The organism is Xanthomonas sp. F10 (assembly GCF_014206815.1).
In the GTDB taxonomy this organism is placed as follows: Bacteria; Pseudomonadota; Gammaproteobacteria; order Xanthomonadales; family Xanthomonadaceae; genus Xanthomonas_A; species Xanthomonas_A indica.
The window spans coordinates 977544-992466 of record NZ_JACHNP010000002.1; the positions used below are offsets into that span (position 1 = coordinate 977544).

The 14923-nt window shown below is 69.2% G+C and carries 6 protein-coding genes; all 6 read right to left on the reverse strand.

What is annotated here, in order from left to right; genetic code table 11:
- Positions 1-517: 517 nt before the first annotated feature.
- Complete coding sequence (locus FHR56_RS15550; protein ID WP_160946466.1) at positions 518-3490, reverse strand: TonB-dependent receptor; 2973 nt, start codon at positions 3488-3490, stop codon at positions 518-520.
- A 637-nt stretch (positions 3491-4127) separates the two neighbouring features.
- Positions 4128-6803: a glycoside hydrolase family 3 C-terminal domain-containing protein gene (locus FHR56_RS15555; protein WP_160946465.1), complete on the reverse strand. Its 2676-nt coding sequence runs from the start codon at positions 6801-6803 to the stop codon at positions 4128-4130.
- Between the two features lie 11 nt (positions 6804-6814).
- The gene (locus FHR56_RS15560; RefSeq protein WP_160946464.1) at positions 6815-9514 is read right to left on the reverse strand and encodes a glycoside hydrolase family 2 protein; all 2700 of its coding nucleotides are present in this window, start codon (positions 9512-9514) and stop codon (positions 6815-6817) included.
- A 16-nt stretch (positions 9515-9530) separates the two neighbouring features.
- On the reverse strand, positions 9531-12023 hold the full coding sequence (locus tag FHR56_RS15565) for a family 20 glycosylhydrolase (RefSeq protein WP_160946463.1): 2493 nt from the start codon (positions 12021-12023) through the stop codon (positions 9531-9533).
- A gap of 119 nt (positions 12024-12142) precedes the next feature.
- A complete protein-coding gene (locus FHR56_RS15570; RefSeq protein ID WP_160946462.1) occupies positions 12143-13198 on the reverse strand; it encodes a glycosyl hydrolase family 18 protein in 1056 nt (351 codons plus the stop codon).
- On the reverse strand, positions 13195-14889 hold the full coding sequence (locus tag FHR56_RS15575) for an alpha-L-fucosidase (RefSeq protein ID WP_160946461.1): 1695 nt from the start codon (positions 14887-14889) through the stop codon (positions 13195-13197). The genes FHR56_RS15570 and FHR56_RS15575 overlap by 4 nt, the downstream gene beginning before the upstream one ends.
- Between the last annotated feature and the right edge of the window lie 34 nt (positions 14890-14923).

The window sequence follows — 14923 nt, forward strand, 5'->3', positions numbered from 1 at the left end:
TTTGCACAAGCAAAGAAAAGTGACTCGCCGTCAGGCGAAAGCTGTTGCTTTTGCTTGTCTATCCAAGCAGTACCGGTAAAGCCCGTCGGGACTGAAGTCCCTCCCACAAAAAGCGTGGTGCAGTCGAAGTCGGTAAGGCCTGTCGCGGCTGAAGCCGCTCCTACAACAGCCAAGGCGCGCATTGCTCGAGTGGGCCACCGATGCAGCCTGAGGCAGGCCGCAGCGGTAAGGCCCGTCGGGACTGAAGTCCCTCCCACAAGAGCCATAGTCCAGGCTGTGTCGGTAGAGCCTGTCGCGGCTGAAGCCGCTCCTGCGACAAGCGGGGCGCGCGCTGCTCGAGTGGGCTCCCGATGCAGCCTGATCCAGGCCGCACCGGTAACGCCCGTCGGGACTGAAGTCCCTCCCACAAAAGGCCTGATCCACGCGGAGTGGGTAAGGCCCGCTGGGACCGAAGTCCCTCCCGCATAGCGCGTGGCACCTCTTCGTGATGGCATTCCAGTGCGCACGCCGCGGCGCCCTAGAACGCGTACTTGACGGTCAACAGCGTCATCATGCCGGCATCCACGATGTCCGACACCGCCAGATTGTGCCGGCCCACGTGGCCCCAGTAACTGTATTCCTTGGTGAGATTGGAGATCGACAGATCCACATTCACCCCATTGTCGAACCGATAGCCCGCATGCAGATCCACCCGCCGCGTCGGCCGCGCCCACAGGTCGTCCCACGGTGCGTTCTGGTGCAGGAAGTCGTAGTTCAGCAGATACGAACTGCTGAAGTGATAGCTCAGGTTCACCGAGAACTTCGAGCGCTCGTAGAACAACTCCAGATTGGCCATCGCATTCGGCGCCGACTGCATCTGCTCGTCTTCGAAGCCGACCATGCCCAGATCCGCGTGCGCATGCTGGCGCGTGGCATTGGCGCTGACGCCCAGCCCGTCGAACGGCGCCGGCAGATCCTGGAAGCGCTGCCGCGCGCTGACTTCCACGCCATAGACGCGGCCGTCGCCGCCGTTGGTCGGCATCTGATAGAACACTGTGCCGCTGCCGCTGGTGCCCGAATTGGCCTGGCCGGAACCGGCATCGTAGATGTAGTGGTGCAGGCGCTTGTAGAAGCCGGCCACCGAGAAGAACCCGCCATGATCGGTCGCCCACTCGCCGGACAGATCCAGGTTGGTCGAGGTGATCGCCTTCAGGTCCGGATTGCCCTGGGTGATGGTGGTGATGCCGTTGGAGATGTTGATCTGGGTGCCGCCGCCCAACTGCACGAACGCCGGCCGCGTATAGCTGGTCCACAGCGCGGCGCGGTAGGTGGTGGCGCTGTCCGGGCGCCAGGTCAGGAACACGCTCGGCAGCGGCTGGTCGTAGTGCGTGCTGTTGGCGGCGAAGTAGCCGACCTGCTGGTTGCCGTCGCTGTCGGTGGGCGTGGTCCAGAAGGTGTTGTGGATGCTGGTGTGCTCGAAGCGCACGCCCGGCACCACTTCCAGGCTGCCGAAGGAGAACGTCGCCATCGCGTAGGCGGCGCTGACCGCCTCGGTGCCGCGCATGGTGTTGCAGTTCCAGTTGTTGACGTAGAACGCGCTGCCGCAGGTGTCCAGATCGTCGTCGGTGAGGTGGTCGGCGATCACCCGCGCCACCGCGCCTTCGCTGACCCGCGGCGTGGCCCAGTGGTACTTGCCGGGGAAGATCGCCGCGTAGCCGCCGTTGAAGATGCCCAGGTCGCCCAGGGTGCTGGTGTCGGGCACCGGGCCGGTCCACCAGTCGCGGTTGCTGTAGTGGCGGCTGCTCTTGCTGTACTTCACGCCGAACTGCAGCGCGGTCAGCGCGCCGTCGGCGAAGTCGTAGCGCGCATCGAACTTGGCGCCGCCTTTCTTCTGCCCGGAGTAGATCTTGGTCGATTCGCCGTAGCTGCTGGCGTACAGCGACGGAATGTTGTTGACCTGGGCCAGCAGCGCCGGGGTCAGCTGCGGGTAGGGGAAGGCGCCGCTGCCGTATTGCATCAGGCTGCCGCCGGAGTAGGCGAAGTTGGCCTGGCTGAACTTGTCCTCGCGCCCGTCGATCTCGATATGGTCGGGGCGGTCGTTGTCGCCGAAGCTGTAGAACAGGTTCGGCGACAGCGTCCAGTTGCCGGCGGTCTTGCGCGCGCCCATCTGGAAGGTGGCCAGGTCGGCGATTTCCGGGTTTGTCTCGTACCAGAAGCGCGCGGCGATGCGGTTGATGTTGGGCGAATACACGCCGGGCGTGGCGCTCGGCACGAAGCTGACGTCCTGCGGCAGCAACTGCACGAAGGTGGTGCCCTGGTCGGTCTTGGCGTAGGCGTAGGTGGCGCGCGCGTACACCGACAGGGTGTCGTCCACGTTCCAGTCGAAGGCGGCATTGCCGCCGTAGCGGCGCTCCCAGCCGGCAACCACGCCGACGTTCATGCCGGTGCTGGTGAGGTTGTCCTGCGGCGCGTAGCCGGCCGCGTTGCTGCCGTCGGCATTGGCGTGCAGGAATTTCCAGGAGCCGTCGTTGAGCGCGCTGGTGGCCGCGGCCACCTCGCTGTTGGTCGAGGTGCGGTAGTCGTAGTAGGCGCTGGCGTAGAAGCCGAACTGCTGCTCGTCGCCGAACTTGTGCTGGAACTCGCCGGCCAGGCCGCCGCCGAGGCCGTCGCCGCCGTAGTCGCGCGCGCGGCTCTCGACGCGGCCGCTGACGGTGACGCTGCCGCTGGTGGCGTCCTTGTAGTCGTAGGCGGTGGGCGTGCGGAAATCCAGGGTGCCGCCGATGGCGTCGCCGTCCATGTCGGCGGTGGAGGTCTTGTTGGCGACGATGGTCTGCAGGCCCGAGGGCGGCAGCAGGCTCAGCTGCACGCTGCGGCTGTACGGCATGCCCTGGGCGACGGTGACGCCGTCGATCAGGTTGACGTTGTATTCGGAGGGCAGGCCGCGCACCGAGGCGAACATGCCTTCGCCGCGCGCGGCGCCGTCGACGCCGCCGAAGTAGCCCGAGCCGCTGTAGGTGATGTTGATGCCGGCGATCAGGCCCAGCGCCTCGGCGACGTTGTGCACGGCGGTGTGCTCGAGATCGTTGGCCGACAGCACGTCCACCGTGTTCGAGGAATTCATCTTCAGCGTGCTGGCGTCGTAGCGGTTGGCCGCCACGCTGATGGTCTGCAACTGCTTGGCCTCGTCCAGCGCGATCGACACCGTGGCGGCGCCGCTGTCGGCGACCTGCACGGTGGTTTCCGGGGCGCTGAAACCGGGATAGTCCAGTTGCAGTGCGTATTGCCCGGCCGGCACGTCGGCGATGACGAAGCGGCCCTGCGCGTCGGTGACGGCGCTGAGCGCGGTGCCGGCGATGGCGACCTTGGCGTGCGCGGCGGGCTTGCCGCTGCTGCGCTCCTTGAGTTCGCCCTGCACGGTGCCGGCCAGCGCCGGGGCGGTGGCGGCAAGGCCGGTGATGGCCAGAATGGCGGCGCACAGCGCCTTGCGCTTGCAATACGGATGGGTTGCCACGTGACACCTCGCTGATCGTGATCGGTACGGGCACGCGCCGAAGGCGACGCGCCGCTGCGTTCCTGGGAGGCAGACACGGTGGACGGAAGGCGCGCACGCTCGGGCCGCACGCCAGGCGGCGTGCGAACAGGACAAGACGAGCGGACGGCGACCGACGCGTGGCGTCTGCCGGCTGGGCGGACCGTTAAACGGCGATCAGTGGCGTGGCGGCGAGTAGCCGGCGATGCACTTGGAGCGCGAACGCAGCGCGCTCAGCTTGTAGCGACGGGTCATGCGCAGCGGCCCCCGTGCGTGCCCGCGCGGAACGTGGACGACAGGCAGGGCGCCGGAACTCCGGCGAGGCATCGGTCCTGGCTGCGACGACTGCATGACATGGCACATCACCCCTGGAACTGCCCTGGAAAACGCCGCAAGTGCTGCGGCGTTCGGCGCGTCTGGCATCGTCGATGCGCGGCACCGACGTGTTATCGATACCTCTGTCCCGGAAGACTGTCAATAGGTTGTGAAAAATAAATTCATCCGGCGCCGCGCACCGCGGTCGGTCGGCCCGGCGGCGCGAACGCGGCCGGGCAGTTACGCTGCACCGCCGCATGCGCTGGCGCATTTCGTAGACGGGGGCCGCAGGCGGCCCCGTCGCTCACTTGGGCAGGGCCATGCGTCCGCTGATCGAGAAGGCGGCGTCCTCGCCGGGCGCACCGGTACCGGGCTGGCCACCGCCGACGAACAGGCGGTAGTCGCCGGCCTCGACCGCGCGCTGGCCGCTGCGATCGACATCGCTGAGCTGGCGCGCGTCCAGCACGAAGCGCAGCGTGCGCGCCTCGCCCGGCTGCAGGTGCACGCGCTGGAAGCCGACCAGGCTGCGCAGCGGCGACTGCGCGCGCGGTGGGTATTGCAGGTACACCTGCACCACCTCGTCGCCGGCGCGCGCGCCGGTGTTGCGCACGGTGGTGCTCACCTGCAGCGGCTGGCCGGCCTGCAGTGTCGCGGTCGACAGCCGTGGCGCGTCGTAGGCGAACTGGGTGTAGCTGAGGCCGTAGCCGAACGGGAACAGCGGCTCGCCCTTGAAGTAGCGGTAGGTGCGGCCCTTCATGTCGTAGCTGACGTAGGGTGGCAGGTCCTTGGTCGAGCGGTAGAAGGTCACGGGCAGGCGGCCGCCGGGATTGATGTCGCCGGCCAGCGCCTGGGCGATCGCGGTGCCGCCGGACTGGCCCGGATACCAGGCGGCGATGATCGCGTCGGCGTGCTGCTTGGCCCAGTTCAACGCCACCGCGCTGCCGCTCATCAGTACCACGACCAGCGGCTTGCCGCTGGCCTTGGCCCGTTCCAGCAAGGCCTGCTGCGCCGCCGGCAGGGCCAGGTCGTTGCGGTCGCCGCCGTCGAAGCCGGGCACGTCGATGCGCAGTTCCTCGCCTTCCACGTCCGGCGACAGGCCGACGAAGGCCACCACTGCGTCGGCCTGCGCCACCGCGCGTTCGGCTTCGGCCAGTTGCAGCGCCGGCGGCGCCAGCCACTCCAGGCGCAGGCCCTGGTCCTGGCCGCGGTGTTCCAGCTCCAGGCGGATGCGGCGCGGCCGCGCGTCGTCGAAATGCAGCACGGTCTCGACGTTGCGGCCGTCGGCGTTGTGCATGCCGGCCGGCAGGTGCTTGTCCTCGGCGTTGCCGGCGATCACCAACTGGTCGTCGATGTACAGGCGCACCGGGTCGTGGCCGGCGCAATCGAAGCAACGCGCCACCCGCACCGCCAGGGTGTAGTCGCCGGGGCCGGGCGGCAGCAGTTCGCCGCTCCAGCGCACCGAATAACGGTCTTTGTCCACGCCCTTGGCCGGGGCCACGTGGTCCCAGTTGAAGCCGACCACGCGGTCCTGGCGCTGCACGCGCGGGGCGCCGGCCAGGTCCAGGTTGTCGAAGTATTCGCCGCGCAGCCCGGGCTTGCCGTCGCTGCGCAGGGCGGTTTCGGGGATCATGCCGGGCACGCCGGCGGCCAGCGGCGCACCCTGCGCATAGGCCACCTGGGCGGCGCCGAAGCGCGTGCGCAGGCCCTGCAGCGGCGTCACTGGCTGCACCGAGGTGCCCTGGTAGTTGGCTTCCAGCGCGGCCAGCGCGTCGGCATTGGGGCCGAGCACGGCCAGGCGCAGGCCCGGGCGCAGCGGCAGGGTGGCGTTGGCGTTCTTCAGCAGCACCAGCGATTGCTGCGCGGCCTGCAGCGCCAGTGCGCGGTGCGCGGCGCTGTCGATGTCCCTGGCGCCCAGCCGTGCGTACGGATCGTTGCGCCGCGGCTGCAGTTCGCCGAGCCGGTAGCGCGCGGCGAACAGGCGCACCAGCGAGCGGTCGAGCAGGGCTTCGTCGGCCTCGCCGCGGTCGAAGGCCAGGCCGAGCTCCCGGTAGGCGTAGCCGCAGTTCAGATCGTGCCCGGCCTTGAGCGCCGCGGCGGACGAGCCGGCGTTGTCGGGGCGGTAGTAGTGGAACTGGGTCATGTCGTCGATCGCATCGCAATCGGACACGACGAAGCCCTTGAAGCCCCAGTCGCCACGCACGCGGCCATCGAGCAGCCAGTCGGCGGCGCAGGCTGGCGTGCCGTGCAGGGAGTTGTACGCGCACATCACCGAGCCGGCCTGGCCGTCGACGATGGCGGCGCGGAACGCCGGCGAGTAGGTGGCCTCGAAATCGTGCGGCGACACGTCCACGTCGAAACCGTGGCGGCCCGGTTCCGGTCCGCTGTGCACGGCCAGGTGCTTGGGCGTGGCGATGGTGCGCGGGTGCGCCGGATCGTCGCCCTGCAGGCCGCGGATGAAGCCGACCGCCAGCCGTCCGGTGAGGTAGGGATCCTCGCCGTAGGTCTCCATGCCGCGGCCCCAGCGTGGGTCGCGGAAGATGTTGATGTTGGGCGACCAGATGGTCAGCCCGGCGTAGCGCGGATGGTCCTTGCCGGGGCCGCCGGCAAGATTGAACTTGGCTCGCGCCTCGGTCGAGGTGACGGTGCCGACGTCATGCAGCAGCTCGGGGTTCCAGGTCGCGGCCAGGCCGATCGCCTGCGGGAACACCGTGGCCTCGCCGTTGCGGGCGATGCCGTGCAGGCCCTCGCTCCACCACTCGTAGGCGGGCACGCCCAGGCGCGGAATCGCCGGTGCATCGTTCATCGCCTGCGCGATCCTCTCGGCGCGGGTCATCTTCGCCACCAGCGCGGCGGCGCGATCCTCGGCCTCGTCGGCGTGGGCGAGCGGGGCGGCGAGCAGGCCGATCGCACACAGCGCCTGTGCCAGCGGATGTAGGAGCGGCTTCAGCCGCGACCGCACGCCGGCCGATCCGCGGAGCATCTTCCAGCCCATCACTTCGCCTCCGCCGGTTCGGCCGGGGCACCCGCCAGGGTGCTGCCCAGGTCGCGCACCTGCAGCGCCGCGCGCACCTGCTCCAGCGTCGCGCTGCTGTGCACGCGCACGGTCAGCGGTTCGCCCGGCAGCAGGTCGAAGGCGTTGTCGGACAGGGTCACGTCGAGGTCGCCGAAGCTCAGCCACACCTGCGCCGCGAGCGTGGCGCTGCTCAGGGTCAGCGCGTAGCCGTCGCCATCGGCCCGCAGGTCGCTGCGGATGTCAGCCTGCGGCCACTGCAGGTGCTTGGCCGCGTCGAAGTACACCAGGGTGCGCGACAGCACGCGCTCGCCGTCGAGCAGTTCGAACACCGCCACGCTGCGGCGCGGATCGGCGCGGCGCAGTAACTGCGCATCGCTGAAGCTGCCCACGCGCACACTGGACAGCGGCGCCAGGGTCACCGGCTTCTCGGTCTTGCTCAGCACCTTGCCGGACAGGTCCATCACCCGCATGCGCCAGCGCGCGGCCAGCGGCGTGGTGCGGTCGGAAACCAGCGATACTGTGGTCTGGCCCTTGTCGTCGCGCAGTGCGGCGATCAGTTCCGGCGCGTAGAAGCGGCGCGCGTGGTACTGCAGCGCCTTCCAGCGGCCGAAGTAGTCCAGGCTCGACCACGAGGCGCCGGGCCACACGTCGTTGAGCTGCCAGTACAGCGAGCCCATCGATTGCGGCCGCGATGCACGCAGGTGTTCGGCGGCCAGGGTGATGCCTTCGGCCTGCATGATCTGGCTCAAATAAACGAAGCTGGCGAAGTCCTTGGGCTCGCCGAACGCACGGCGGATGTACAGCAGCAGGCGCTGGTTGCCGTTGCCCTTGTCGAACTTCTGGTGCGCGCGCATCACCGGCGATTCGGGCTGCAAGTCGCCGGGTTCGGCGAAGGCGCGGATGGTGCGCAGTTCCGGGAACGACTGCAGGCCGTATTCGGACATGAAGCGCGGGGTCACGTTGAGGTATTCGTTGACCGGCAGCGCCGGGCCGCCCCAGACCTTCCAGTAATGCATGTCGCCATCGTCGGGCTGGTCCGCGGCGCCGTCGAAATCGGTACCCGGCGAGGTCGCCCAGTACGGGGTGTCGCTGTCGTACTTCTGCACCGCCTCGCGCAGCACCGTGCCGAACAGCGTGGTCATGCCGCGGACGATGCGCTCGCGCTCTTCCGGGTCGATCGACTGCTTGAACTTGATGCGGTCGCCCCAGTTCTCCCAGCCGGTCTGCACTTCGTTGTTGCCGCACCAGATGACGATGCTGGGGTGGTCGCCGAGGCGCCGCACCTGCTCCTCGGCCTCGGCGCGGGTGTTCTCGCGGAAGGCGACGTCGTAGGGTGGGATGGCGCCGCCGAACATGAAGTCCTGCCAGATCATGATGCCCAGGCGGTCGGCGTCCTCGTAGAAGCTGTCCGGCTGGTAGTGGCCGCCGCCCCACATGCGCAGCATGTTCATGTTGGCGTTGCGCGCGGACTGCAGGAAGCCGCGCATGCGCGCGGCGTCGACGCGGGTGGGGAAGCTGTCGAACGGAATCAGGTTGGCGCCCTTGGCGAACACCGGGATGCCGTTGACCACCAGGGCGAAGCTCTTGCCCCACTGGTCCTGCTCGCGGCGCAGCTCGACGCTGCGCAGGCCGGTGACGCGCTGCGCCTCGAAGCGCTCGCCCGCCGCATCGCGCAGGTGCGCCTTGAACGTGTACAGATCCTGGCGGCCATAGCCGGCCGGGAACCAGCGCTGCGGCTTGGCGATGCGCACCGGCACGGTCAGGGTGTTGGCGCCCGGGTCGACGACCGCGCGCTGGCTGAACTGGCCGACGCGCTGGCCGTCCGGGCCGAGCACGTCCAGGTCCAATTGCACCTCGCCGCTGCGGCCGGCCTGCACCTGCAGTTGCGCCAGCAACTGCGCCGCGTCGGCGTCCACGCGCTGCTGGGCGATGCGCAGGCCGTCCACGCGCAGGTCGTCCCAGGCCTCCAGGCGCACGCCCTGCCAGATGCCGGCGGTGACGATGCGCGGGCCCCAGTCCCAGCCGAAGTTGTACGGCGCCTTGCGCACGTAGGTGGAGCTGTGCCGCGCTACCGGCTCGTCGCCGAACGCCGAGTCGTAGGCGCCGGGCAGCGCATACGGCTGCTTGGCCAGCCACGGCTGGATCTTCTTGATCGGCGAAGCGATGCGCACTTCCAGCACGTTGTCGCCGCGCTTGAGCAACGGTTTGGCGTCCACCCGCCACTGCCGGAACATATTGTCGGCGGCCAGCAGCTTCTTGCCGTTGAGATAGACCTCGGCGAAGGTGTCCAGCCCGTCGAACACCAGCTCCAGGTGCGGGCGCGCCAGCAGGGCCGCGTCGACCTGGAACCGGGTCTGGTACTGCCAGTCGCTCAGCCCGGCCCACTGGATCTGCGCTTCATTGTCGCGATAGAACGGATCGGGCACGACCCCGGCGGCGATCAGGTCGGTCTGCACCGTGCCCGGCACCTGCGCTGGCAGCCATTGCGCCGCCTTCGGATGCGCCTTGGCGTTGGCATCGCCCGGCGCCAGCCGCACCTGCCAGCCCTGCTGCAGCGACAGCGTCGTCGGCGCCGCCGCCTGCCCCATTGCCGGCAAGACCAGCGCCAGCAGCAGCCCGAGGCGGGCAGGAAGGCGCGTGCGCGACGCGGAACGGGAGCGGCGGGGCGGCTGGGTCATGCGAGGGTCTCCGTGGTCAGTGCGCGGCGGCGGGGGGCGCCTGCGCCGCGGTGTCGATCAGATGGACGGCGCCGATGGCGTAGTACGGGCCGGCGATGGGCGCGGTGGAGCGCAGGCACAGGTCGTGCACGCCGGTCTGCTTGGGCAGCCGCGCTTCCAGCGCGAACTGGTCGCCCAGGGTCTTGCCGGCCGGCATTGGCAGCCGGGCCAGCAGCTTGCCCTTGCAGTCGCCCAGCCGCACCTCGAACTCGCCGCGCGCGCTGTGCGCCGGGTAGCGCTTGACCTTGGCCTGGTCGTGCGCCAGCCCGTAGTTGCGCGCCAGGCGCGCGGCGTCGATGCGGATGCGGTCGACGCCGTCCAGGCGTGCATCGGCGTAGCGCCAGCAACTGGTGAACAGGTCGATGTTGAACACCGGCGTGTCCTGCTCCGCCAGGTCCGGCAGCAGCGGCACGCGCAGGCCCAGTTCGCCGCCGGCGCACGAGCTCAGGCCCTGGGTGTCGCGGCTGAGCAGGTTGGCGCGGTCGAGGATGCGGCTGCGCGGCGCGGCCAGCAGGCGGCCGTCGTCGGCGAAGGTGGCCGCACGCACGGTGACCGGCAGGGTCACCGCGAACGGCGCGGTGTAGCGCGGCGAGTCGGCCTTGGGCTCGCTGCCGTCGGTGGTGTAGCGGAAGCTGCCGAACTTGGCCTGGTTGCCCAGCACCACGGTGGCCTGGCCGCTGTCCAGCGCCGCGTTGTCGCCGCCCTGCACGGCGATGTCCGGGGCGAAGGCGCCGTCGCCATAGGCGATGCCCTGCAGGCGGTAGCGGTCCAGCTGCGCCGGCATGCGCTGCAGGAAGCCGTTCCAGTCGCGCGCGGCCATCGGCGACCAGCCGGCCTCGGCCACCGCGCTCAGCCGCGGGAACAGCGCATGGTCGATATGCCAGGCGGAGGGGATGTACTCGCTCCACAGCGCCGCCTGCACGCCGAGCACGTGCTTGCTCTCTTCGGGGCTGAGCGCCGCCGGCACCGGGTCGAAACCGTAGACCTTCTGCAGCGGCAGCGTCGCCAGGCGGCCGTTGGGCTCGTCGTTGCGCGCGCTCTGCAGGTTGTCCAGGTACATCCAGCCGGCCGGCGCCAGCACCACGTCGTGGCCCTGCTTGGCGGCGGCGACTGCGCCGTCCACGCCGCGCCAGGACATCACCGAGGCACTCGCGGGCAGCCCGCCTTCCAGGATCTCGTCCCAGCCGATCAGGCGCCGCTGGTGCTGGGTCAGGTAGTCGGCCAGCTGCTGGTTGAACCAGCCCTGCAGCGCGTGCGCATCCTTGATGCCGAGCTTGCGCATCTGCGCGCGCACCGCCGGCGAGCGTTCCCACTGGTCCTTGACCGCTTCGTCGCCGCCGATGTGAATGTACGGCGAGGGGAACAGTTGCAGCACTTCGTCCAGCACGCCCCGGATGAAGGTCATGCTCTTGTCGTTGGTATTGAACAGGTAGGGATTGACGCCCCAGTCCACCGACACCTTGGGCCGCTGCCGGGTCACCCCGACCAGTTCCGGGTACGCGGCCACCGCGGCCTGCGCGTGCCCGGGCATGTCCAGCTCCGGCACGATGGTGATGTGGCGCGCGGCGGCGTAGGCCACCAGGTCGCGGATCTGGTCCTGGGTGTAGAAGCCACCGTAGCGATCGGGCAGACCATGGGTGCCGGCGCCGGGCGGGGTGCGCCAGGCACCGATCTCGGTGAGCTTGGGATAGCGCTTGATCTCGATGCGCCAGCCTTGGTCGTCGGTCAGGTGCAGATGCAGCACGTTGAGCTTGTGCTGGGCCATCGCGTCGATCAGGCGCTTGACCGTGTCAGGGCCGTGGAAGTGCCGCGCCACGTCGAGCAGCACGCCGCGCCAGCCGAAGCGGGGCCAGTCGCGGATGTGCACCTGCGGGACGTCCACCTCGCCCTTGCCGGCGTCGGGGGTCATCAGCTGCCAGGCGCTGATCGCGCCGTAGAACAGGCCGCGTTCCTCGCGCGCCTGGATCAGCATGGTGCGCGGGTCCACGTCCAGCGTGTAGCCCTCGGCCTGCGCGACTTCGGTATTGGGATTGAGCTGCAGGCGGATGCTGCCGTCGGCGGGGATGGTCTCCTCGCGCACCTCCAGCGACAGACCGCGGGTCTTGCTCAGCAACTGCGACAGTTGCTCGGCCACGCGCTGCGCGCCGGGGTCGTCGAGGGGCACCGACAGCGCAGCGCCGGCTCGGATGGTCAGGGTGCCGCCGTCGCGCTCGGCCTTGGCCGGCGCCGGGATCAGCGGCAACGGCGTCTTGTCGTCGTCGTCATCGTGTTTCGGGGCCGGCGGCGGCGCCGCGGCGGGCTTGGCCGCAGGCGCAGGCGCTGGCGGCGGCGCGCGGTCGCAGCCGCCGAGCAGGCTGCCACAGGCGAGCAGGGACAACCCCAGCCAGGCGTTGCGGGAGGCCGCCGCGATGCGCGCGGCGGCGAGCATCGGGCGGTGCGGCAATCGGGGGTGTGCACCCACTGCAGTCATCGGTCTACCTCAAGCGATCGAGATGCGTATCGTAGAGGCTGCGGGGTAGCCTGAGGTGAGCGCGGCGCGTTCGGCGCGCGCCGCATGCGCCGCGTGTCGCATCTCGAGCGCGCGGCCGCTCAGCGTGCCGCGGTCGGCAGTTCGTCCCAGACCTTGGGATCTTCGGCGCCCAGCACCCAGCAACTGAAGCCTTCCAGGCCGTACTGTTTGACCAGGTCGTAGCGGGCGCGGAAGCTGCGCGCGTCCGGGCGGAACACCCATTCGCGCATGTCGTCGCGGTAGAAATAGAACCACGACTCCTGCTCCACCGGATCCCATTGCACGGTGGCGTTCTGCTCCACCGCCAGCGGGAACGACTCGTCGGCGTCGATGTAGTCGGCGGTGATGTTGGAGGCTTCGGTGCCGTCGGGCTTGACCGGATTGCCGGTGTACCAGCGGTAGCCATAGGTAGCGATGCCCAGCGACAGCTTGTCCTTCGGTACCTGGGTCAGCGCGTAGTCCAGGTGCTTCTTCATCCACACCATGCCGTCCACCGGGCCGGGCGTGGTCCAGCGGGTGTGCTGGTCGTAGGTCATCAGGCTGATCAGGTCGGCCGAGGCGCTCAGCGCCTTGAGGTCGTAGGCGCCGCGCCAGTACTCCCACATCCACTTGGCGAATGCGCCGCCCTCGGCATAGCCCGGTGCGTTCGGCACCACCGCCACCGACAGCTTGAAACCGGCCTTGTGCAGCGCCTCGGCGGTCTGCTTGACCATCAGCGAGTAGGCATCGCGGTCGGTCCAGGCGATGCTCTCGAAATCGAATTGGAAGCCGTAATAGCCGTGCTTGCGGCCGTGGATCAGCAGCGCGGCGATCATGCGCTGCTTGGCGTCCTCGTCGTGCAGCAGCTTGTGGAAGCCGTCGCGGCCGGCGGTCATCGACAGGATCGGCATCACCCGCAGCTTGTGCTGCTTGGCGATCTCGTACAGGTACAGGTTCGGGGTGCCGTTGACCAGGCCGCTCTGGTCCACGCCGTACCAGGTCGGCACCACCACATCGATCTTGTCGAGGTGTGCCAGGAACGAATTGGTCGATTTCTGCGTGTTCATCAGATAGAACAGCGCAGTCGGGTTCTTGGCCATGGCCGGGGCGCAGGCCAGGGCGAGGGCGAACAGCAGCCCTGCGAAACGCTTCATCATCGGGAGGGATCCGTTGGCGGGGTGGGGGAGGACAGGTCGATGCGGAACACGTAGGCGTGTTCGCCTGCCGGCTTGGCCGGCAGGCGCAGGTGCAGGCCGTCGGCGCGCTGCTCGAACGGCACCGGCTTGCCGCTGGCGAGCAGGGTGACGCCACGCACGCCGTCGGCCGGCTTGAGCGAGCGGATAACGGCCTGGCCGTCGGCCGGCCAGCCCAGCTCGATCGCATACAGCGCGCCGTGGCCGGTGGTGAAGCGGAAATCCTCGGGCGTGTAGGGCTTGGTCTTGGTGTCCTGGAAGGTGCCGCCGACCACTTCGGTGGGGCCTTCGCCGTAGGTGCGCCACGGCGTGCTGTCGTAGATCGCCTCGCCGTTGGTCTTGAGCCACGTGCCGATCGACAGCAGGATCGCGCGTTCGGTGTCCGGGATCGAACCGTCGGCGCGCGGCCCGATGTTGAGCATCAGGTTGCCGTTCTTGCTGACCACGTCCACCAGCATGTGGATGATGAAGGTCGGCGTCTTGTAGGTGTCGTTCTCGACATAACCCCACGAGGCGTTGCTGACCGAGGTATCGGTCTGCCAGTGGGTGGTATGGATGCCGGTGAGCTGGCCGCGCTCGATGTCTAGGGTGCCCGCGCCCTCGGGGAAGGCGCCGAGCTTGTAGTTCACCACCACGCCGCCCTTGGCCGCGCCATGGTTGTAGTAGTACGAGAGCATGGTCGGCAGCGTGCCGCGGAAGGTCGGGTGCGCGATCCACCAGTCGAAATAGATCAGATCCGGGTCGTAGCGGTCGATCAGCTCGGTGGTGCGCGCCAGCCAGTCGTCCAGCCAGGCCTGCGACACCGGGGTCCAGTCGTTGGTGACGTCGGCGTCGTCCTTGCCAGGCAGGCGCACCTGCGCCGGGCCGTACAGGCCGGCGTAGCGCGGGTCGTTGACGTCCGAGTCGAACTGGCGGCCGCCGTCGAAGAACCAGTCGTGCTCGGCGCGGTGCGAGGACAGGCCGAAATGCAGGCCCTGCGCGCGGATCGCCTTGGACAGCTCGCCGATCACGTCGCGCTTGGGGCCCATCTTGACCGCGGTCCAGTCCGACAGCTGCGAGTCGTACATCGCGAAGCCGTCGTGGTGCTCGGCCACCGGCACCACGTAGCGAGCGCCGGATTCGCGGAACAGCGTGGCCCAGGCCTGCGGATCGAACTTCGGCGCGGTGAACAGCGGGATCAGGTCCTTGTAGCCGAAGCGCGACTGCGGGCCGTAGGTGTCCCGATGGTGCAGGTAGTCCTTGCTGCCCTGCTGGTACATGTTGCGCGAATACCACTCGTTGCCGAAGGCCGGCACCGAGAACACGCCCCAGTGGATGAAGATGCCGAACTTGGCGTTGTCGTACCAGGACGGCGAGCGGTACTGCTTGAGCGAGGTCCAGTCGGGCCGGAAAGGTCCGCCGCGCGCGCCGTCGTTGGCTTCGCGCACTAGGCGCGCGCGTTCGGGCGCGTACTTGGCGGTGGCCTGCAGCCACTGCTGGTCGATCTGTTCCGGACTGAGGGTGGTGGCGGTGGGCGCGGTCGGTGACGGCGCATCCGCGGCGCCGGCGGGCAGGGCCGTCAGCGCGAGAATGAGGGCCAGCGCGCTGGCCAGGGTCTGGCGTGCGGCTCCGGCGTGGCGGGATCGGTCCGCACGGGGGCGGGTCTCGGTCGTCATGGAACGGCACTCCTTGTTGCAGAAGACGATGCCG

Excerpts from the sequence above, each read along its gene's own strand:
- FHR56_RS15555 (WP_160946465.1), bottom strand. The coding sequence starts at position 6,803 with ATGCTCCGCGGATCGGCCGGCGTGCGGTCGCGGCTGAAGCCGCTCCTA.
- FHR56_RS15560 (WP_160946464.1), bottom strand. The coding sequence starts at position 9,514 with ATGACCCAGCCGCCCCGCCGCTCCCGTTCCGCGTCGCGCACGCGCCTT.
- FHR56_RS15565 (WP_160946463.1), bottom strand. The coding sequence starts at position 12,023 with ATGACTGCAGTGGGTGCACACCCCCGATTGCCGCACCGCCCGATGCTC.
- FHR56_RS15570 (WP_160946462.1), bottom strand. The coding sequence starts at position 13,198 with ATGATGAAGCGTTTCGCAGGGCTGCTGTTCGCCCTCGCCCTGGCCTGC.
- FHR56_RS15575 (WP_160946461.1), bottom strand. The coding sequence starts at position 14,889 with ATGACGACCGAGACCCGCCCCCGTGCGGACCGATCCCGCCACGCCGGA.